The organism is Mesorhizobium sp. M0590, from assembly GCF_040320905.1.
Taxonomy (GTDB): Bacteria; Pseudomonadota; Alphaproteobacteria; order Rhizobiales; family Rhizobiaceae; genus Mesorhizobium.
Window position 1 is genome coordinate 87,186 of sequence record NZ_JAMYQN010000018.1, and the last position, 20,758, is coordinate 107,943.

7 protein-coding genes are annotated in these 20,758 nt (G+C 63.6%); 6 read left to right on the forward strand and 1 reads right to left on the reverse strand.

Going from position 1 to position 20,758, the window contains the following annotated elements; translation table 11 throughout:
• Positions 1 to 191: 191 nt before the first annotated feature.
• Entirely contained in the window at positions 192 to 5,672 is a 5,481-nt protein-coding gene (locus NKI52_RS25545) for an alpha-2-macroglobulin family protein (protein WP_352700211.1), read from the reverse strand.
• Positions 5,673 to 5,945: 273 nt separating this feature from the next.
• On the opposite strand from NKI52_RS25545, the gene NKI52_RS25550 reads away from it, so the two are divergent.
• The 6 genes from NKI52_RS25550 (at position 5,946) to NKI52_RS25575 (ending at position 20,744) form a co-directional block, all read left to right on the forward strand.
• Positions 5,946 to 7,871: an autotransporter assembly complex protein TamA gene (locus NKI52_RS25550; protein ID WP_352637282.1), complete on the forward strand. Its 1,926-nt coding sequence runs from the start codon at positions 5,946 to 5,948 to the stop codon at positions 7,869 to 7,871.
• Positions 7,871 to 13,921, forward strand: coding sequence for a translocation/assembly module TamB domain-containing protein (locus NKI52_RS25555; protein ID WP_352700212.1), 6,051 nt, complete (start codon positions 7,871 to 7,873; stop codon positions 13,919 to 13,921). The genes NKI52_RS25550 and NKI52_RS25555 overlap by 1 nt, the downstream gene beginning before the upstream one ends.
• Before the next feature lie 261 nt (positions 13,922 to 14,182).
• The gene (locus NKI52_RS25560) at positions 14,183 to 15,835 is read left to right on the forward strand and encodes an ABC transporter substrate-binding protein (protein WP_023675846.1); all 1,653 of its coding nucleotides are present in this window, start codon (positions 14,183 to 14,185) and stop codon (positions 15,833 to 15,835) included.
• A 221-nt stretch (positions 15,836 to 16,056) separates the two neighbouring features.
• Positions 16,057 to 17,091, forward strand: a complete 1,035-nt coding sequence (locus tag NKI52_RS25565) for an ABC transporter permease (protein WP_023675847.1) — start codon at positions 16,057 to 16,059, stop codon at positions 17,089 to 17,091.
• Between the two features lie 11 nt (positions 17,092 to 17,102).
• Positions 17,103 to 18,260 carry an ABC transporter permease gene (locus NKI52_RS25570; RefSeq protein WP_023675848.1) on the forward strand — a complete coding sequence of 386 codons (1,158 nt, stop codon included), beginning with the start codon at positions 17,103 to 17,105 and terminating at the stop codon, positions 18,258 to 18,260.
• Positions 18,261 to 18,323: 63 nt separating this feature from the next.
• The gene (locus NKI52_RS25575; RefSeq protein ID WP_023675849.1) at positions 18,324 to 20,744 is read left to right on the forward strand and encodes a dipeptide ABC transporter ATP-binding protein; all 2,421 of its coding nucleotides are present in this window, start codon (positions 18,324 to 18,326) and stop codon (positions 20,742 to 20,744) included.
• The last annotated feature ends 14 nt before the right edge of the window (positions 20,745 to 20,758 follow it).

Genomic DNA, 20,758 nt, shown 5'->3' on the forward strand with positions numbered 1-20,758 from the left:
GGCACCTTCTCCCCGTTTAGTGACGGGGAGAAGGGGGCTGTCGCGACCCTTGGCGCCTTTTCTGCGACGTTAAAGGTCGGCGAAAACTTCGGCGCATGGCTCTTTCTCCCCGTCTCTATACGGGGAGAAATGCCCGGCAGGGCAATGAGGGGCAGCGCCATCGCCATATTCCTATCCGCCATTTTTTTGCCTTACGGCGCCTTGACCTCCATCATGCCGGTGGCGGTGCGGGCCGAATATTGCGGCCGGTACATGTCCTCGATCGTTGCCGCCGGGTGGGCGTAGGTGCCCGGCGTCACCGCGCGCACGACGTAGGCGAGTGTGATGTTGCGGTCGCCGTCGCCGTCGTTGGGATTGAACGCCGCGACGAAACGGTCGTCGCGGAATTCGAGATGGGCGGCATCGGTCTGCGCCAGCCAGGAGAAGTTCGTCAATTGGGCGCTGGAGACCAGGCCCGGATTGTCGATCTCGAGGCCGGCCGGCAACAGGTCGGTGATCAGCAGTCGCGAAGGCCAGGTGTTCTGCTCGTAAACCTTGAGCACGACGACATAGCGTTCGTTCTGCTTGACCTCCGTCACGTTGGCCTCTGTGCCGTCTAGCTTGTAGTAGGTACGGCTGATGGTAAAGCCGTTGCCGCCGGCCGGCAGAGGCTGGATCGGCGAGGCCACGGTGGTGACGACCGCCTGCAGCGGATTTCTGCCGGTGTTGACGATGGTCAGCGGACTGTCGGCCAGGTCGCCACCGGCGATCTGGTCCGCATAGCCGCCGGCATGCGGTGCGCCGTTGACGGTCAGCGCGATCGAATCATTGCCGGCCTTCAGCGCGCGGGCCGCCAGCAGCATCCAGGACTCGTCCTGTGTGCTGGTCCACCTGGCGTCGGCGCGTTCCCTGGTCACCAGCTGGATCAGCGCCGGCACGATGGTCGGCACCGGCTTGCTTTCCGCGGCAAGCGCCAGGATCGCCGCGCCGTCACGCAGTGGCGAGCCATAGTCGGACCGGTAATAGTCATATTCGGGCGTCGACTTGGCCAGTTGCAGCGCGGCCTGGAAGGTTGCCTCCGAGCGCTGGGTGTCACCGTAGAGCGCGAGAGACGCCGCCAATTGGGCGACGGCCATCGGGCTGGTAAAGGCTTCGAGCTGGGTGTCGGCATAATAACGCAGATCGCCGACCGAGGCCTTTTTGTTGCGGGCAAGCACATAGAGCGCATAGGCGATCTCGCTGCCGCGATCCTGGACGTCCTGATCGTAGCCGATCGCGTTCTGCAGATTGCTCAGCGCCTGGTTCATCGCCAGGGCCGGTACGTCGTACTTCTGCTCGTGCGCCCGGGTGAGCAAATCGGTGACATAGGCGTCGAGCCACAGATCGCCGGAACCCGGACCCCACAGGCCGAAGCTGCCGGCCGATGCCTGGTAGCTCAGCACCTTGTAGATAGCGTCCTGGACGCGGCCATGCAGATCGGGGTCGCTGGCCATGCCGATGCCGGAAGCCATCTCGTTGACGTAGAGAAGCGGCATGGCGCGGCTGGTGGTCTGTTCGGCGCAACCATAGGGATAGCGGTCGAGCGTCATCAGCAGCGACGGTACATCGAAGGCAGCCGCCTGCGAAACGCCGACGCTGACCGAAGCGCCATCGAGCAGGCTTGCCGCCAGCAGTTCCTTGTCGACGCGCAGCGCGCCGCCATTGCCCTTGAGGTCGACGACCATGCGGGTGGTCACCGGCAGTTGCGCTGGGCGCACCGGCACATAGAGCGTCTGCTCGACGGCGGTGCCGTCGGCATGCGCAAGCTTGATGGTGATCGAGGCGTTGCCCGCGGTCTGCGCAACCAACGGCACGGTCAGCGTCTGCCGCTTGCCTTTGGCCAGCGTCAGCTTTTCAGGCAAGGCGGCACTGCCGGTAGACAGGTCGCCCGTCGTGTCGATGGTCAGCTTGTAGTCGCCAGCGGGGCCGTCGGTGTCGGCGACGTCGAGCCGCATGACGGCGGAATCGCCGGGCGCCAGGAATCGCGGCAGGCCGGCGGTGATCACCACCGGATCGCGAACGATGACGTCGGACTGGGCATGGCCGACTGCTTCCTTTGTCCAGGCGACGGCCATGACGCGCACGGTGCCGTTGAACTGCGGAATGTCGAAGTCGATCCGCGCCTTGCCGTCGGCGTCGAGCTGGACCGGGCCGGAGAAGAACGCGACCAGCTTTTCGGTCGGCGGACTGCCTTGCGATTGCATGTTGGCGCCGTCGCCGCCGGTGCGCAGCTTACCGGTTGTGCCCAGCGAGCCGTCGATCAGCCGGCCATAGATGTCGCGAACCTCGAGACCGAGCATGCGCTGCCCGAAGAACCAGTTCTCCGGATCCGGCACCTTGTAGTTGGTCAGGTTGAGGATGCCGACGTCGACGGCCGCGACCATGACATAGGCGTTGGTGCCGGGCTGAACGCCGGCTACGGCGACCGGGATCGACAGCTGCTGGCGCGGCATGGTCTTGTCCGGCGGCGCCAAGCTGACGGCAAGCTTCCGCGAGCCGGGATCGAGCTTCAGCCATTTGACGCCGATGGCGCGCGCCGGCATACGTGTCTCTTGCGCATCGCCCGGCCTGAACAGCGTTGCCGTGACGTAGGCGCCGGCACCCCAGTCGTCGCCGACCGGGATGTCGACGGTGCTGCCGCCGGCCGGCACGCTGGCGGTGACGGTCTTCAGGAGCTTGTCGGCGCCGATGGTGACGAGCAGCTCGCCGGCAAAGTGCGGCGACACTTTGAGCTTGGCCACTTCACCCGCCGCATAGGTATCCTTGTCGAGGGCGATCTCGAGGCCGTCGGGCGTTTCGGTGGTGGTGGAACTGACATACCAGCCGGCGTCGAACTCGTAGCTGGTGGCCGGGCCTTCCGGATCCGCTGTCTCGATCTCGAGCCGGTAGCGGCCCCAGTCGACCGGGAGCGACACCGTCGCCTCGCCATCGGCGCTCAGGTCGACCTGGCCGTTGGCCACCGCCTTGGTGAAGGTGACCGGCTCATAGTTCCAGGAGTTGCTCGAGCGGTACCACTGGTAGCTACGCTCGACCTTGACCAGCGACCACTGCGCGCCCTTCAGCGCCTCACGCTTGCCGTCTGGGTCGACAGCGATCAGGCTGAACTTGGCCGTGCCGCCTTGCGGCACCTCGTCGTCGTCGAAATCCGGGCGGATGCCGATCATGTGGCCCTGCGGGCGGATGCCGATATTCAGCGAGCGCTCGACGGCACGGCCGCCGGTTTCACGCATCCTGACAGTGACCTTTGCATCGACCAGCTTGGTGGTGGATGGCAATTGATCGACCGAGACCGGGAAGGTCGCCTTGCCGTCCTCGCCGACCACCGGCAGGCCGGTGAAGGGCGTCACCGTCGGTTCCGCCGACTGTTCGTCGGCCAGACCGAAGGAATAGCCTTTGAAGCGGTCCCAGTCGCGGGCGGTCGACAGCGTCAATTCGCCTTCGAGCGCGAGGCCCGCGGCCGGCGCGCCGTAGAGAAAGCGGCCGTCGACGGTAATGTTGGCGGTCTCGCCCTGCGCGATCTCCTGCTTGTCGGAGGACAGGTCGAACTCGATGCGGTCCGGTACGAAGTCCTCGACCAGGAACATCTGGCTGGCGACCGCCGCCTGCTTGGGATCGGTATGGATCGCCACCGTCCAGGTGCCGCGCATGGCGTTGGGTTCCAGCGGCAGGTCGACCGCGTGACCGCCGGCCGATGCGCCGTCGCTGACGATGCGGCGGTCCTCGACGCCGTCGGGCCGCGAGAAGATGAAGGTCAGCGGCAGGTTCTCGACCGCCTTGGCGGCACTGTCGCGGGTAAGAGCCGCGACATGGACATCTTCGCCGGCGCGGTAGATGCCGCGCTCGGTCCAGGCATAGACGTCGAGCGCGCCAGGTGCCGGCCGTCCGGCGACGCCACGGTCGGACAGGTCGAAGCCGGCGCGGCCCATATCGAGGAAGACGAAATCGTCGTCGCCCTGTTTGGCCATCAGCACGGCCGGGGCCATGCCGCTGTCGCCGCGCGTCAGGCCGGGATTGAACACCGCCCGCCCTTCCGCGTCGGTGGTCGCGGTGCCGAGGATTTCATTGTTCCTGGCCAGCAGCGTCAGCTCGGCGCCGGCGATCGGCTTGGCGGTTGCGAGCGAACGGGCAAAGACGTTCAGCCCATCCTGTCCGGTATAGGTCGACAGGCCGATATCGGAGACGACGAACCATTGCGTGGCGTGCGAATCATAGTCGTCGCTGCGATCGTTGACGGCTTGTGCGGTCAGCACATAGACGCCGGGCTTGCGCTTCGGCAAAGCCTCGTCGATTGGGAAGGAGGTAGTGACTTCCTTGTTGAGGTCGTTGGCGATGTCGAGCTGGCCTTGCCAGACCGGCTCGCCCATCTGTTCGGAGATGTTCGAAATGTCGTAGCCGTCAAGCTGGCGCAGGAACTGATATCCCGACAGAAGCTGGGCCAGCGAGCGGTCGCCGATGCGGAAGAGCTTCATTTCGGCGGCATTCATGTTGACGGTGACGACCGGTATGCCGCGGCGTGCGCCTGCGGGCAGCACGAAGCTGTCGCCGGTGAAGCGGGCCGAAGGCGCGCGGTCCTGCACGTAGATCGACAGAACCACCGGTGCCGCGGTGACTTCGCCAATGGCGGCCGGCAAGCCGGCGCGGAAGGTCACGTCATAATGTTGGCCGTGCTCGAGTCCTTCGACGCAGATCTGCTTGTCCTTGGCTTCGACGCCCTTGGGAGCGGCGTTGTCGACAGTAACGAACTGCGAGTAGTCGACGCCGGTCTTGACCAGTTCCTCGGAGAACTGCGCGCAGATGCGTGGCGCGCTGGTGTCGGCATCGACGGTATGATCGATGACGCGGAAGCCCTTGCGGGCCTTGAGATCCTGATAGGCGGCCCTGACTGCCGGCGAATTGACGAGAGCGAGGCTCGCCTCGTAGGCCTGCAGGGCCGGCCTGTAGAGATCGCGGCGATCAAGGCCGTCCCCGAGCAGCGCCAGCACGTCGGCGCGCGTCTTGGTGGTGCGCAGCAATTTGTAGGCGTTGAAGGCGGCGGAAGTGGCGTTCGCCGGTAGGGTCGACGGCTCCGAGCTGTTGGCGGTCGGATGGACGGCAAGCGTTTCGCGCGCCAGCTCGAGCCAGAGCTGGCCATCATAAGGCAACACCGAAACCGCCGCTTCGTATTTGTGCATGGCCGAGCGATGATCGCCCGTCAACGCCGACTGTTCGGCGCCGGCTCTCAGGGCCGTCAGCCCTTCTGTCGGCTTGGTGTAGGTCGGGCCAGTGAGCTTGTTGCGGTATTGCTGGGCCTGGTCGGCCATCCAGTTGGGGAAGAAGGCGAGTTCGGGTGGCGCGCCGATGTCAGGATCGCCATCGATGTTGACGATCTTGCCGGCGACGGCGCCGCCGAAGGGTTTCAACGAATTGTAATCGGATTTAAGGAAGCACCATTTGGCCTTGAGGTTGTAGGTGAAGGCGCGGCAGGCCGGGTCGCCGAGGCAGGTGGTCTTGCAATGGTCGAGGCTGACATTCTGGTCGGATCTGAGATCGAAACCGAAATAGTCGGAATTGTCCGATGTCACCACCCGCCGGGCTTCGGCCGCTTGCGCGACACCGCTCCAGGCAAAAAAGAGAAGGAAAAGAATCGATAGACCACGAGCCGCGCGCATTGCCATAAACCCCTCCAGACAAGTGCTTACGTCCAGAAATCTTCAAGCTTCAGTCGCGCTTGTCAACATCGGGACGCGGCAGGATCCGCCTGCCAACGGTTTGCTTTCCGGCCGGTGACCGGTAGTAGCTCCATAGGACAGGGGATCACGCTTTCTTGCGGCGACGCAGAAGGTGTGAGTTCCAAGCCCTGTCTATTTCAGCAATTGGATTGTGGCCCCTTTACGAGTGCTTCAGAACTTCATTCCAATTTTAGGTTTGCGAGCTAGGCTAGGAGCGTAATGCCGGCGTATGAAAGGCAGATGTCGGGAGGAACCGCGCCACGGCGCGCGCTTTCGCGCGCCCTGCTTTTCGCATTGTTGTGCTCTACGGCACTTGTTGCCGAAACCGGAAGTGCGGCAGCCTTCGAGATTTTCGGCATCAAGCTGTGGGGATCCAAAGACGAAGATGCCGATATCGTCGACCCGCTGCGCTATGCGGTGACGATCGAGGCGCCGGACGCCGACAAGGATCTCGCCGAGAAGCTCGAAAACGCCTCGGCGCTGAAGGCCGACGAGGAACACCCGGTATCCGGTTCTCTCGGCCTGCTGGCCAAGGCGCGCAGTGACCGTGAGCAACTTGTTGCCGCACTCTACACTGACGCCCGCTACGAGGGTGTCGTCACCATCACTATTCAGGGCAAGCCGCTCGACGATCTGCCGCCCGATGCCGAGTTTTCGGGTCCGCAGCCGATACCGGTGGTGATACGCATAGCAGCCGGGCCGAAATTCACGCTTGGCAACATCAGACTGGAAGGCGATGCGGCGGGGCTGGCAAGTGCCGATTTCGGCCTGATCGCCGGCGGTGACGCCAGTTCGGGCGCCGTGCTCAAGGCCGAGGCGGCGATCGTGCGGGCACTCAAGCAAGAAGGCAGGCCGCTGGCCAAGGTGACGGGCCGCGAGATCGTCGCCGAGCACGCCGGTTCGACGCTCGACGTGACGCTTGCCGTCGCGGCCGGCCCGGTCGCCGGCTATGGCGACACCACTGTCGAGGGCACGGAAAACGTCGACCGCGACTTCACTGAATATATGACCGGCCTTAAGCGCGGGCGCCAATATTCGCCCGATGAGATCGACGATGCGCGCGACCGGCTGCTCGGGCTCGAGGTCTTCAACAGCGTGACGGTGAAGGAAGCCGACGCCCTCGACGCCGAGGGCAACATCCCGATCGGTGTCCAGGTAAGCGAACGCAAGCCGCGCTATTTCGGCATTGGCGGCAGCTTCTCAAACACCGAAGGGCTGGGCCTCGAAGGCTATTGGGGGCATCGCAATCTGTTTGGCCGCGCCGAAAAGCTGCGCATCGACGGCAAGATCAGCGGCATCGGCAGCAACGACTTGACCCAGCTCAATTACAATGCCGGCGTCATGTTCGAAAAGCCGGGCGTGATCGGGCCGGCGTCGAAATTCATTGCCAGCGTCAATACCGTGCTGGAGCACCCCGACGCCTACGACCATTTCTCGGTCAAGGGCAGCACCGGCCTATCCTACGAACTCGACAAGAAGCAGACGGTTTCCGCGCAAGTCGCGCTGGATTATTCGAGGATCCACGACGCTTTCGGCAAGCACACCTATCTGATCGCCAGCATTCCACTGCAATATGTCTACGACAATCGCGACAGCAAGCTCAATCCGACCCGGGGCTTCAGGGTGCTGGCCTATGGCGAGCCGAGCTACGACATTTTGAGCGGGGCTGCGTTTGTCAAGCTGAAGGGCGAGGGGTCGGCCTACCAGTCACTCGATTCGGCCTCGAAATTCGTTTTCGCCGAACGTGTCGCCATCGGCTCTATCATCGGCGCCAGTCTTCAAGATGTTCCGGCAGATCGACGCTTCTACTCAGGCGGCGGCGGTTCGGTGCGCGGCTATGCCTATCAAGGCATCGGCCCGAAGGACAGCAATGGAGAGCCGATCGGCGGGCTTTCCTTCTTCGAGACCTCGGTCGAGATGCGCATCGCCGTCACCGACAAGATCGGCGTCGTGCCGTTCGTCGATGCCGGCACGGTGTCGACCAGGCAGGTCCCCGATTTTTCGGACATGAAGGTCGGCGCGGGTGTAGGCTTGCGCTATCTGACGGCGTTCGGGCCGCTGCGCGTCGACGCGGCGGTGCCGCTCAACCGCGGCCCCGACGATCCTCATTTCGGCATTTATGCCGGCATCGGCCAGGCATTCTGATGGCAATATTCAGGCGCATCCTCCGTATCCTTTTCTACACGCTGCTCATCGTCGTGGCAGCGGCGGTGGGGGCGCTCGTCGTGCTGACCAAAACCGAGCGCGGCCGCGAAAACCTTGCCGGCATCATCTCGACCATGGCCTCGACCGGTGATCGCAAGGTCACTGTCGTCGGCATCGACGGCATCTGGTCGGGCGCGCTGAGGGTCGATCATGTCGTTCTGGAGGATCGCGAAGGCGCCTGGATGGTGGCGCGCAACGTGGCCGTCGATTGGTCGCCGCTGGCACTCCTGTCGAAGAGCTTCAGCGCCGATCGCATTGGGGCCGAGCGTATCGAGTTGGCAAGGCCGCCGGTGGCCAATACACAGTCGAGCCAAAGCGGAGCGACGACGCTGCCGGTTTCCATCGACGTCAGGCAACTCGACCTTCCCGAAATCGCGCTCGGGCAGGCTCTGGCCGGCAGCGGTGTCGCCGAACTTGCAGCCAAGGGAGCGCTCAAGGCGGACGCCTCACCATTGGCGATCGAGACCAACCTCAACATCGTTCGCCACGACGGCAAGCAAGGCACGGTCGACGCCAAAGCCCATTTCGCGCCGGCCGACAACAAGCTCGACCTCGACCTTAAGGCATCCGAGCCGGCCGGCGGCATCATCGCCAACCTGCTCAACCTGCCGGGCGCGCCGCCGGTCAACATTGTCGTTTCCGGCACCGGACCGCTCGCCAACTGGAATGGCATAGGGACCTTCGTTGTCGACGGCCGGATCGTCACCCAGCTTACCGGTCGCCATCAGCTCACCGACAAGGGTCATTATGTCGAGGCCAACGGCGATGGCGAATTCGAGCGCTTCCTGCCCGAAACCCTGAAACCGCTGTTTGCCGGCAAGACCACCTTCGACCTCGCCGGCACAGCGACCGCGGCCGGCGGCGTCGATGTCGAGCGCGCCAATATCGACAGCGGCGCCGTGCACGCGACCGCCACAGGCATTGTCGATCCGAACGGCGCCAGCGACCTTTCGGTGAAGCTCGCCGCAAAGGGGCCGCCGATCGTGCTCAGCCTCGGCAGCGAGGCGCAGCCGATAACCGTGGCGATCAAGGATGCCACGGCCCGCGCTTTCGGCGGTGGCAAGGCGCCGATGGTCGATATCGGCGCGTCGCTGGTCTCGGTGGTGGCGGGCGGCACGCGGGTGGACGACCTGATCGGGCAAGTGCATTCCGATGGTTTCGACATCCAGAACCGTAGCGGGCCGGTCACCATCAAGCTGACGGCGGCCGACCTGAACACCGACGTCGCGACTTTGGCGCCGCTGATAACGGGCAGGGTCAGCGCCGGTCTCGCCGGCTCCGTCAGCAAGGAACAGATTGTCGTCGACGACGGCACGCTACGCAGCGACGCGCTCAATGCGTCCGTAACAGCCACAGTGGCGCTTGCCGATCTGTCGATGACGCTCAAGATGAATGCCGACGCGGCTTCGACGGCGCTGCCGCCGCAAATCAGCTCGGTTCTCGGCGAGCGCGTGCAGTTTTCCGCAACCGCGACACGCGACCCGGACGGTGCGTTCGCCGCCAACGCATTGCAACTCACCTCCGGCACGCTTAGCGCCAGCGGCACCGCCAGTGCGCAAGGCACCGATATCCGGGCCGACATCAAGGGTACGCTGGGCGACGTATCGGTGCTGTCGCCGCTGGTCGGCGCCAAGGTCGGCGGCGCCGTCGGTTTCGCGCTGACCGCAAGCGGCGCGCGCAGCGCTCCGGATTTCTCGGTTTCGGCCAACAGCGACAGCCTGACGGCGTCCGGTCATATGGTGAAACAGATCAAGCTGAGCGCGAGCGGCAAGGCCGATATCGCCAGTCCAGCCGCCGATGTCTCGCTGACCGGCTCGGTCGACGACCAGCCGCTCGACCTCAAGGCATCGCTGGTCACAACCGACGGCAAGCGCTCCATCAATGGACTTGCCGTCTCGTTAGCCGACAACAAGGTCTCCGGCGACCTCGGGCTCGACGACAACCTGCTGCCGCTCGGCACGTTGACCCTCGATGCCGCCGATATTGCTCCGCTGGCCGCACTCGCGGGCCAGTCGGTAGCCGGCGACGTGCGCGGCACCATCCGCTTTGCGAACGACAACGGAGCGCCGACGGTCGCGATCGATGCGACGAGCGCCGTGATTTCGCGCGGCGAACTGGCGGCGAAGACAATCGCCGTCAACGCGCTGGTCGCCAATTATCTCAAAGCACCGGCAATCGCCGGCAAGATCAAGGCCGACACGATCACCTCCGGAACCACGGTGATCAGCGGCATCGATGTCGACCTGAAGCGCGATGGCGACTGGACCGGCTTTAGCGGCGGCGCCACGGTCGCCGGCATTCCGGCCAGCGCGTCCGGGCGGGTCAGGGTTGCGAACGGCACCACCAGCATCGAGCTTGCCTCGGGCGAGGCGACCATCCGCGGCATCAAGGCAGCTGTCGCGCAGCCATCAGCGCTGACAATCGCCAATGGCAGGGTGAGCATAGAGAAATTGGCGCTCGGTGTCGGCGGTGGTTCGGTTGCCGTGTCGGGTACGGCCGGCCAGACGCTCGATCTCGCTGCCACCTTGTCGGCGGTGCCGGCAGCGCTTGCCAATGATTTTTCACCGGGTCTCGATGCCGTCGGCGCGCTCAGCGGCACCGCGCAGGTCACCGGATCGTCGGCTGCCCCAGATATTCGCTTCACCGCCCGCCTCAGCGGCGCCGAAACCAGCCAGACCCGGCAGGCTGGCCTCGGGCCGCTGGATCTCGACGCGGCAGGCCGTTTCTCGTCGGCCAGCGGCCTGGCCATCGAGCAGGCGACGCTTGCCGGCGAGAAAATCTCCGGCAAGGCAGCCGGCACCATCAATCCGAACGGTGCCAGCGATTTTTCGCTCGACCTGGCCTCTACCGGTCCGAGCCTGCCGTTGTCACTTGGCAGCAAGGAGAGCCCGATCAAGCTCGAGCTACAGGCGATATCGCTAACGGCGGCCGGGCAGGGCGCCCAGCCGAAGCTCGACATTTCCGCGACGCTGCCATCGGCCGCCACCAATCTGGCTAAGATCGAGGGCATCACGCTTGCGCTGCACTCCGATCGCTTTGACGTGAAAGCCCGGAGCGGGCCGATCTCCGGCACCGTGACTGCCGAAAAAATCGGCCTCGACAATCCGACTATCGCGCCGCTGATCGCCGGCAAGGTCACCGCCAAACTCGCCGGCAGCCTTGCCGCCGATGCCATCGTCATCGATAGCGGCACGGTGACCAGCGACGCGTTGAACAGCGGCTTCAACGGGCGGGTCTCGCTGGCCGACGGCGCCATCGCCCTCAATGTCAAGGCGGACGCCGCCTCGGCGGCACTGCCGGGGTCGGTACGTGGCGTGCTCGCCGAGCGAACGCAATTCAGTGCCGCGCTGAAGCGGGACGCCAATGGCAATGTCACCGCCAATACCGTCAGGCTGTCGTCCGGTTCGCTGACGGCAGACGGCCAGGCGAGCCTTGCCGACAACAAGCTCAGCGCCGACGTCAAAGGCGCGCTAGGCGACGTCTCGCTGCTATCCAAGGACGCCAAAGGCGCCATCTCTTTCGCGCTGAATGCGCAAGGCGCCAGCACCGCGCCGGATCTGTCGCTGAGTATCAACAGCGACAGGCTTTCGGTCGCGGCGCGCGAGATCACCGGTCTGAAGCTCACTGCCACCGGCAAGGCTGATGCCGCCAACCCGGCTGCGAATGTGCAACTCACCGGAAATGTCGGCGGCCAACCGCTGCAGGGCAGCGCCGTGCTGGCGACATCGGACGGCAAACGCGCCATCAATGGACTTTTGCTGTCGCTCGGCAAGAACCGTATCTCCGGCGACCTGGCGCTCGACGATGCCTTCCTGCCGGCCGGCACCGTGGCGCTCGACCTGCCCGATATCGGTCCGCTTGCGGCCCTGGCACTGGAAAAGGCCGATGGCGATGTGCGCGGCACGATCGCCTTCTCCAAGGCGGGTACCGTGCCGCAAGTCGCCGTCAAGGCGACGACGGCCTCGATCTCGCGCGGCGATGTCTCGGCCAAGGCCGTGAGCATCGACGCGCTGATCGCCAACTGTCTGGCGGCACCGGTGATCTCGGGCAAAATCCGTGCCGACAGCGTAACTTCCGGCGGCACGGCTATTCGGGGCGTCAACGTCGATCTCAAGCGCGACGGCGAATGGACCGGCTTTTCCGGTGGCGCCACCGTCAAGGATATTCCGCTGAGGGCGGCCGGCCGGGTCAAGGCGGTCAAGGGCACGACGACGGTCGAACTTGCCTCCGGCGAGGCGACCATCCGCGGCATCAAGGCGGCCATCGCCCAGGCCTCGACCATCAACATCGCCAATGGAGTGACCAGCCTCGACAGGCTGGTGCTCAACCTCGGCGGCGGCACGGCGACGGTCACGGGCAAGGCTGGGCAGGCGTTCGACCTCAACGCGACGCTGGCCCGCATCCCGATCTCGATAGCCAACAGTTTTTCGCCGGGCCTCGATGCCGCCGGTTCCATCTCAGGCACGGTGAAGGTGACGGGCGCGCCGGCCAATCCGGCCGTTGCCTTCAAGATCGACGCCGCAGGCGTTCAGACGTCGCAGACCCGTGGTGCAGGTTTCGGCGGCATGGGCGTTTCATCCTCAGGTACGTATTCGGGCAACAGACTGACGTTCGACGCCAACATGAGCGATGCCGCCGGCCTCGGCCTCAAGGGCGGCGGCACGATGACGACATCAGGCGGGCCCACCCTTGATCTCAACTTTTCCGGCAAGGTGCCGTTCGCCTTCCTCACCAGGACACTCGCCGCGCAAGGCCTGTCCCTGAGCGGCACGGCCGACGTCGATGTGCAGGTGCGCGGCCCGGCGACGTCGCCGGTGATCTCAGGCACGGTCCGCACGTCAGGCGCCCGCCTGCTCGACGCGCGCTCGGGGCTTGCGATCAACGACATCACTGCCGATGTCGCTATCGGCAATGGCGTGGCCAGGATCAATCGCCTGACCGGCACGCTGTCGACACGCGGCAGCCTTTCGGCCAGCGGCACCGTCGGCATCGATCCGGCTAAGGGTTTTCCAGCCGATCTGTCGATCAAGCTCGTCGACGGCCGCTATACCGACGGCAAGGTGGTCACTGCCAATCTTGGCGGCGACCTGACCGTCAAGGGACCGCTCATCTCCGCGCCGGTGATTTCCGGTACCGTCAACTTGGCCAAGACCGTCATCACCGTACCCGAAAAGCTGCCCGGCTCGCTGGCCGAGCTCAACGTCAAGCACAAGAATGCGCCGGCCGCCGTACGTGCGCAGGACAAGGCGTTGCGCCCGGCCGCTGCAAGCAGCGGTGGCGGCGGCAGCGGCCTCAATCTCGACGTCACAGTCAATGCGCCGAGCCAGATCTTCATCCAGGGCAGGGGTGTCGACGCCGAGCTCGGCGGTTCGCTGCGGCTGACCGGCCCGGCATCGTCACCCCAGGCGGTCGGCACCTTCACCTTGCGGCGCGGGCGGTTGACGATCCTTGCCAAGCGGCTGACCTTCACCGAAGGCACCGTCGGCTTTTCCGGCTCTCTGGTGCCCTACCTCAATCTCACGGCGCAATCGAAGACGACCAGCGCCACCGTGACCATCGTGGTGTCGGGCGAGGCGAACAACCCGAAATTCACCTTCTCCTCGGTACCCGCGTTGCCGGAGGATGAGGTGCTGGCGCAGCTGATCTTCGGCCGTTCGATGTCGAACCTGTCGCCGCTGCAGATCGCGCAGCTTGCCGAGGCTGCCGGACAACTGGCCGGCGTCGGCGGCTCGACCTCCCTGCTGCAGAACCTGCGCAGCGCAATCGGCGTCGACGATCTCGACGTAATCACCGATGAACAGGGTGGCACCGCCGTCTCGGCGGGCAAGTATCTCAACGACCGTACCTATGTGACGATCCAGAAGGGCGACAGGCCGGGCTCGGGTAAGGCAACCGTCGATCTCGACGTTGGGCGCGGCGTCAAGCTGCGTGGCGAGGCAACCGACGCCGGCGAAGCCAAAGGCGGTGTTTTCTACGAACGGGAATATTGAAACCGGCCGTTCGCGCAGAACAACTGGTTGCCTGAAGAACGAGCGGCGCAGCGGCGAATGTCCCAGTTTAATTGCCCGTTGAGATTTCAGACGAAATCCCTGGCGCAGTAGCAAATTTGCGCCAAGACTGTCGTTATCGCGCGAACCGCCCTGCTTTCAAAGTTGCACATTCCTTGGCATGTTCCCAATCCGTGCCGTCTTTGACATCATGGCGCGGATGCGGAATGTTAAAAGGCAGAAAGCCAACAATGGGAGTTAGTCATGACGATCTACAAGAGTAACGGCGACCGCGTTCCCGATCACATCCTGGCCATGGCCGAAGATGCCAAGGCAGGCAAGATGGATCGTCGCGAATTTCTGGCTCTCGCCAGCGTCTTCGGCGCCTCGACGGCGATGGCCTATGGCATGCTTGGCCTTGCAGACCCGACGCCGGCCAAGGCGGAAGAGGTGAAGGGCAAGAAAGGCGGGATACTGAAGGTCGCGCAATGGATTAAGGATCCGAAGGATCCGCGCAAGTCCGACTGGTCGGAAATCGCCAATGCCGAGCGCCAGGCGCTCGAGCCGCTGGTCAAATACACCACCGAATACACGTTCCGCCCCTATCTGCTGGAGAGCTGGGACGTGAATGACGACGCCACCGAATACACGCTGCATGTGCGCAAAGGCGTCACCTGGAACAACGGCGATCCGTTCACCGCAGACGACGTCATCTTCAACCTCAAGCGTTGGGCCGACAAGAAGGCCGAAGGCAATTCCATGCCGGGTCGCCTCGGTTCGCTGGTCAAGGACGACAAGCTGGATGAGAGCGCGGTGACCAAGGTCGATGACCACACGATCAAGCTGACGCTCAGCAAGCCGGATATCGCCCTCATTCCCAACGTGTGCGACTATCCCGGCCTCATCGTCCACAAGACGTTCGACGAAAAAGGCGGCGACTTCAAGTCCTGCCCGATCGGCACTGGGCCGTTCGAGCTGGTCTCCTACGATGTCGGCCAGAAAGTGGTCTACAAGCGCCGCGAAGACAACAAATGGTGGGATGGTGACGTCTTCCTCGACGGCATCGAGTTCATCGACTACGGCACCGATCCGGCGGCGATGGTCAGCGCTTTCGAAGCAGGCGAAGTGCACACCAATTTCGAAACCTCGGCCGACTATGTGTCGATCCTCGACGGCATGGACTTGGCGAAGTCCGAGGTCGTCACCGCCTCGACGATCGTCTGCCGCACCAATGTGGCCAACAAGCCTTACGGCGACCAGAAGGTTCGCAACGCCCTGCAGCTCGCGGTCGACAACGCTGTCGTCCTCCAGCTCGGCTACGGCAATGCCGGCACGGTTGCCGAGAACCACCATGTCGCCCCGATCCATCCGGAATACTACGAATTGCCGAAGGTTGCTCGCGACCCGGCGAAGGCAAAGGCGCTGATGGCGGAAGCCGGCCAGGCCGATTTCGAGCACGAGCTGATCACGGTCGACGAGGACTGGCACAAGAACACAGGCGATGCGATCGCCGCGCAGATGCGCGACGCCGGCATCAAGGTCAAACGTACGGTGCTGCCGGGTTCGACCTTCTGGAACGACTGGACGAAGTATCCGCTGTCGATGACCAACTGGAACATGCGGCCGCTCGGCGTCCAGGTTCTGGCGATCGGGTATCGTACCGGTGAAGCCTGGAATGAGACGGCTTGGTCGAATCCGGAGTGGGATGCCAAGCTCAACGCTGCGCTCGCGGTTGCCGACGCAGCCAAGCGCAAGGAAATGATGAAGGACATCGAGCAGATCCTGCAGGATTCCGGCATTATCATCCAGCCTTATTGGCGCAAGCTCTACAGCCATTCGGTCAAGGCGGTGCAGAACTACAAGATGCACCCGACCTTCGAGCGCGACTACGGCAAGGTCTGGCTCGAGCAGGCCTGACCGGACGATCCGGAAAGGGGCGTCTCGCCCCTTTCCCTCGCTCTTTGCATGGTCCTTGGACCGGAAGTCGGCGCAGCAAAAAGTTGCGGACTCTTCGGCCTGGGTCTGCAATAAAAAGGGTATTGCATCTGGGACTGGTCTGAAGGCTTGTTCTGCCGCTGGCGGCAGCGCACGGCTTGCAAACCGGTTCCACCCCCCAACCCGACCGGCAGGGGACCGCCATGCTTTCTTTCGTTATCAGGCGTCTCGGCACCATGGCATTGACGATGCTGTGCCTGACGATGATCGTCTTCTTCCTGGTCAATCTCGGGCCTAATCTGAAGAAGCTCGCGATCAGCCAGACCGAAATGCACACATCCGCCGAGCAGCTTGAGGCTTGGCTGGTCAACCATGGCTATCGGCAGAATTTCTTTATCCGCTACGGCCAATGGCTGGGCATCATGCCCAAGCAGCCGGTGACCGACCCGGCGACCGGCAAGCCCGCACAGCGTTTCTCCTTCTGCAACGATCCGGTCGTGCCGACATTCTCCGGCATCCTGCAAGGCGATTTCGGTTGCTCGACCAAGTTCAAGACGACGGTCGCTTCGAAACTCTTTCCGGCGCTCAGCGCCACCGGCATCCTGATGCTCTGCGTGCTGGCCGTAATGGTGCCGATCTCGCTTTTGATCGGTATTCTCGCCGGCATGCGCGAGGGTTCACGCACCGACCGCACATTGTCGGTGGCTTCGATCGCCTCGACGGCGACGCCCGAATATGTTTCGGGCGTTATCTTCACCGTGATCTTTGCCTCCTGGCTTGGCGTGCTGAACGGTTCGGCGGCCTCGGCCAGCCAGGGCATCACCTTCTATAATTTCACCTTACCGGTGATGACGCTGGCGATATACGGCATCGGCTACATCGCTCGCATGACCCGCGCCTCGATGGTGGAGGTGATGACACAGCAATATATCCGAACCGCCCGGCTGAAGGGCCTCTCCTTCGGCAGCGTGGTGATAAAGCACGCTCTGCGCAACGCGCTGATCGCGCCATTCACGGTCATCATGCTGCAGTTCCCCTGGCTGCTCACCGGCGTCGTCATCGTCGAGGTGATGTTCCGCTACCAGGGGTTCGGCTACACGCTGGTCGAGGCCGCCGGCAACAACGACATCGATCTTCTGCTCGGCTGCTCGCTGGTCTCGGTGTTTATCGTCCTGATCACACAGCTCATCTCCGATGTCGGCTACGCGTTTCTCAATCCGCGCATCAGAGTTCAATAGGAGACCGGCGGATGCAGGTCGAATATCTCAGCGCCTTCAACGTCGTACTCGGCGTGCTTACCCGCTTCTGGCCGGTCTGGATCGCTCTCGCCCTGGTGATGGGGGCGAGCTTCGGCTACAAGAAGAAGCTAGGCCTTTACGGCCAGCTTTTCGACAGCGGCGTCGGCATCGTCGGCGTCGGCATCTGCCTGTTCTGGCTGTTTACGGCGATCTTCGCGTCGACCATCTCGCCCTTCGATCCGCTCGCCCAAGTGCCGATCATGAAGGACGCGCTGCCGGGCGCAATCGAGCCGGCGTCGAAACTTGTATACTATTTCGGCGGCGACAAGCTCGCCCGCGACGTGTTCTCGCGCATGGTCTATGGCAGCCAGATCGTGCTGATCATCGCGCCGGCGGCGACCGGTTTTGCGCTGATGGTCGGCATTACGCTCGGCCTGCCGGCCGGCTATTATGGCGGCAAGATCGATACGGTGCTGTCCTTCCTCGCCAACCTTGTGCTGGCCTTCCCGGTGATCCTCCTGTTCTACCTGCTGGTGACGCCGGGCATCATGGACACGCCGATCCCCTACGCGATGGCAGGGCTGTTCTTCCTGTTTCCGATCATCTTCTTCAGTGTGCTGTTCTGGACGCGCTACAAGAACCGCCCCGACCGCCTCTATATCCTGCTTGGCCTGACGTTGGTACTTGGCGGCTGGATCTATGCAGGCCTTGTCTTCGATGCCGATCCGTTCAAGATCATCCACATCGATCCCAACCAGCTCAACATCTTCGTGGCGGTGGTGTTCGCCTCCAGCCCCGGCGTGTTCCGCATCGTGCGCGGCCTGGTCATGGATATCAAAACGCGCGACTATGTTGCGGCGGCACAAACGCGCGGTGAATCGCCCTGGTACATCATGCTGTGGGAGATATTGCCCAATGCGCGCGGGCCGCTGATCGTCGACGCCTGCCTGCGCATCGGCTACACCACGATCCTGCTCGGCACGCTCGGCTATTTCGGGCTGGGACTGGCGCCGGAAAGCCCGGACTGGGGCACGGCGATCAAGGATGCCAGCCGGCTGCTGCGCTCCTTCATCCACCCGGCGCTGCCGCCGACGATCGCATTGATGTCGTTCGTGCTCGGCCTCAACCTCCTGGCGGATTCGTTGCGCGAACAGTCTATGAAAGATTGATGCCGGGAAGATCGATGCCGGGTTCGGCCCGACATGCCTGAAGAACAAGGATTGGAGCGACCCATGAATGAGGCAGTTCGAAATCCCGCCAAGCCGACCAATGGGCCGACCAATGGGCCGATCATCGAGATCGAGAACCTGTCGATCTCCTTCTTCACCCGCAAGGGCGAAATCCCGGCGGTCATGGATTTTTCCTGCACGGTCATGCCCGGCGAGGCGATGGGTATTGTCGGCGAATCCGGCTGCGGCAAGTCGACCGTGTCGCTGGGCATCATGCGCGACCTCTCCAACATCGGAAAGATCGTTGGCGGAAAGATCAAATTCCAGGGCAAGGACATGGGAGAACTGTCCGACGAAGAACTGCGAGCTATCCGCGGCAACAAGATCGCGATGATCTACCAGGAACCGATGGCCAGTCTTAACCCGGCGATGAAGGTCGGCCAGCAGCTGATGGAAGTGCCACTGATCCACGACAAGGTGTCGAAGGACGAAGCTTACAAACGCGCCTTGGAAATGGTGCGCGCGGTGAAGCTGCCGGATCCCGAGCGCATGATGCGTTCCTACCCGCACCAGCTTTCCGGCGGCCAGCAGCAGCGCATCGTCATTGCCATGGCGCTGCTGTCGAAGCCTGCGCTGCTTCTGCTCGACGAGCCGACCACAGCGCTCGACGTGACGGTTGAGGCCGGCATCGTCGACCTGGTCAAGGGGCTGGGCGAGAAGTTCGGCACCTCGATGATCTTCGTGTCGCACAATCTCGGCCTGATCCTGGAGACCTGCGACCGCATCACGGTGATGTATTCGGGCGAAGCGGTGGAGACCGGCAAGATCAAGGACGTCTTCGACCGGATGCGCCATCCCTACACGCAAGGCCTGTTCCGCTCGATCCCGCTGCCGGGCGCCGACAAAAATTCGCGGCCGCTGATCTCCATCCCGGGGCAGTTGCCGCTACCGCACGAGCGGCCGAAGGGCTGCAATTTCGGCCCGCGCTGCCACCATTTCGTCGAGGGCGTCTGCAACGCCGCCGAAATTCCGATGATCGCGGTCGAAGGCCATGACGGGCATTTCTCGCGCTGTGTGCGCTTCAACGAGATCGACTGGGAGGCGCTGCCACCCGGCGCCAAGAAGGTCAACGAGCGGGTGGTGCCCGGTGCGCCGGTGCTCCAGATCGAAGACCTCCGGAAGTACTACAAGGTCGGCGGCAGCGAAGTGTTCGGCTCGAGCGAGGGCCGTGTCGTCAAGGCCAATGAGACGATCTCGTTCATGGCGCGCGAATCCGAGACCGTCGCTATCGTCGGCGAATCCGGCTGCGGAAAATCGACCCTGGCCAAGGTGCTGCTCGGCCTCGAAACGGCAAGCTCCGGCCGCGTGAAGCTCGGCAACAAGGAGATCCAGTCGACCGGGATCGAGAAGCGCAGCGTCGACACGGTGTCATCGATCCAGATGGTGTTCCAAAATCCGTTCGACACGCTCAATCCCAGCCATTCGGTCGGTTCGCAGATCATCCGTACGCTGGAAAAGTTCAATGTCGGCGACTCGGTGGCCGACCGCCGCAAGCGGATGCTGGAATTGCTCGACCTGGTGAAGCTGCCGAGGGCATTCGAGACACGCAAGCCGCGCCAGCTTTCAGGCGGCCAGAAACAGCGCATCGGCGTTGCGCGTGCCTTTGCCGGCGACGCCAAGGTGGTGGTGGCCGACGAGCCGGTCTCGGCACTGGATGTGTCGGTCCAGGCCGCGGTGACCGAGCTCTTGATGGACATCCAGCGCAAGAACAAGACGACGATGCTGTTCATCAGCCACGATCTGTCGGTTGTGCGCTACATCGCCGACCGCGTCGTCGTCATGTATCTCGGCTATATCGTTGAGCAAGGCACGACCGACCAGATATTCGCGCCGCCCTATCACCCCTATACCGAGGCATTGCTGTCGGCGATCCCGATCGCCGACACAAGCGTGGTCAAGAAGCACGTCGTGCTGGAGGGCGACATCCCTTCGGCGATGAACCCGCCGTCCGGCTGTCCGTTCCAGACGCGCTGCGGCTACAAGAAACTGGTGCCGGACAACCTTTGCGAAACCAAGGTGCCGCCAGTCAAAAATCTCGGCGACGGCCATATGAGCTTGTGCTGGCTGTCCGACGACGTGCTGGCGAAAATGGAGCCGGTGATCAAATTCGACAAGGAGCACGCCGCAAATGAGGGCGTGCCGGATGATGCAAACCACGGTGTTGGCCCGGGCTTTGCCGGAGATCCGCCCAAGCGCCCGCATGGCAAGACTGGCAGCGTTGAAGCCGATGCCGAGGGTCAGGCAGTGGAGAATGCCGAAGCGGTCGCCAAAGCCCGCCGTCACGAGGTTCGCGACGAGGTTTCAGAGACCGGCACCTCAAGCTCTGCCGACAGCCAGGTGGCACCAATCATGCCGCCGACTGTCGGCGACGGCCGACAGGCCGAGGACGCCACGCGCAAGCCGCGCAAACCCAAGGGCGGCTGAGAGCCGTTAATAGG

Excerpts from the sequence above, each read along its gene's own strand:
- NKI52_RS25545 (WP_352700211.1), bottom strand. The coding sequence starts at position 5,672 with ATGGCAATGCGCGCGGCTCGTGGTCTATCGATTCTTTTCCTTCTCTTT.
- NKI52_RS25570 (WP_023675848.1), top strand. The coding sequence starts at position 17,103 with ATGCAGGTCGAATATCTCAGCGCCTTCAACGTCGTACTCGGCGTGCTT.
- NKI52_RS25575 (WP_023675849.1), top strand. The coding sequence starts at position 18,324 with ATGAATGAGGCAGTTCGAAATCCCGCCAAGCCGACCAATGGGCCGACC.
- NKI52_RS25565 (WP_023675847.1), top strand. The coding sequence starts at position 16,057 with ATGCTTTCTTTCGTTATCAGGCGTCTCGGCACCATGGCATTGACGATG.
- NKI52_RS25560 (WP_023675846.1), top strand. The coding sequence starts at position 14,183 with ATGACGATCTACAAGAGTAACGGCGACCGCGTTCCCGATCACATCCTG.
- NKI52_RS25550 (WP_352637282.1), top strand. The coding sequence starts at position 5,946 with ATGCCGGCGTATGAAAGGCAGATGTCGGGAGGAACCGCGCCACGGCGC.
- NKI52_RS25555 (WP_352700212.1), top strand. The coding sequence starts at position 7,871 with ATGGCAATATTCAGGCGCATCCTCCGTATCCTTTTCTACACGCTGCTC.